The organism is Candidatus Hakubella thermalkaliphila (assembly GCF_013281975.1).
Taxonomy (GTDB): Bacteria; Actinomycetota; Humimicrobiia; order Hakubellales; family Hakubellaceae; genus Hakubella; species Hakubella thermalkaliphila.
The window spans coordinates 1-1081 of record NZ_BLRZ01000293.1; the positions used below are offsets into that span (position 1 = coordinate 1).

General features: G+C 52.2%; 1 protein-coding gene. It reads right to left on the reverse strand.

Going from position 1 to position 1081, the window contains the following annotated elements; translation table 11 throughout:
* Positions 1 to 285: 285 nt before the first annotated feature.
* Positions 286 to 1081 (reverse strand): sugar phosphate isomerase/epimerase family protein (locus tag HW443_RS11675; RefSeq protein ID WP_176238269.1); only part of this gene is annotated, 796 nt, incomplete at its 5' end.

Consider the following 1081-nt stretch of genomic DNA (forward strand, 5'->3'; position numbering starts at 1 on the left):
GTTTCTGAGAGAATACCCTCCCCCGAATTTGCAAAGTATGTTCCTCTCCAAAGCTCTTACGTCATCAAGGAAGTGACAGAGATCAGCGCACATAATGGAGGCAGCGATCTGAACCATTCAGGCTTCCTCATCCTCAAAACCAGTTGTAAGCCGAGTATCTTTCCCTATTTTGTAAGAACTTCCTCGGCTCTTTGCACGAAAGAGCAAGTACCAGGCGTTTTTCGCTGAAGTCCTCCTTAGACCCGACTTTTCCAGCAGAGCTCTGGCTAAAATCTCCCATCTCTCCTACCCGATACTTAGCTGCAGACCTCCCTGGGGAGTGTCTTCTCTCAGAAACTGAGCAGTCTCTTTCAGCTCTCCTAACAGAGTCTCTTCGGTCTTGGTGGAGGCAGGGATGATCTCCGCTATCAGAACAGTTTTTTCCACAGGCTGCATAAATTCGGCGAAGGGTTGTTCTCGGAAATGGCGATGGGAGTATTCCAGAGCAGCAATGACTTTCTCCATCCTCACATGACCTTTCCGATTATATTCTTCGGTAAAGGGCCAATGATGGCTGGCCTCGGGAACCGTCTGCTGAATGTGTACCACTTCGCAGACCGCACCAAACTTCCTCAGCCACTCCTCGTAGTCGGCGTCCTTTCCCTGTAGGCCGTAGCCTTGGCCGGCCTGATGTCCCGTGTCCACCGTCAGGTATACCGGCACCCCGTCATTACCTCGGTTTACCTCCATCAGAAACTCCTCTGCCCCCGCCAAAGTCCAGGGCAGCTCACTGGGGACGTACATCTGCTCGAGGTAAAGGGCCCCCAGGCCTTTCTTTTGGGCGATGCGAGATAGCTCCCGAATTTGGGCATAGATATTCTTTACTGCACTTCTGTATCTCTCGACATCTTCCAGAACCTCCACCGAAAGGGCGTCCCAGTGGCCTCCAATCCGGTCCACACCCATCTCCAGAGCTATATCCATCGTCTGGACAATCCATTCCTTCATCCTCTGGCGCACGGCGGGATGGGAATGGGAGAGTCCGTGGAAACGATGGGTAGCTACGCCGGTAAAAATATCGGTAATGATGATGCCGTATTTC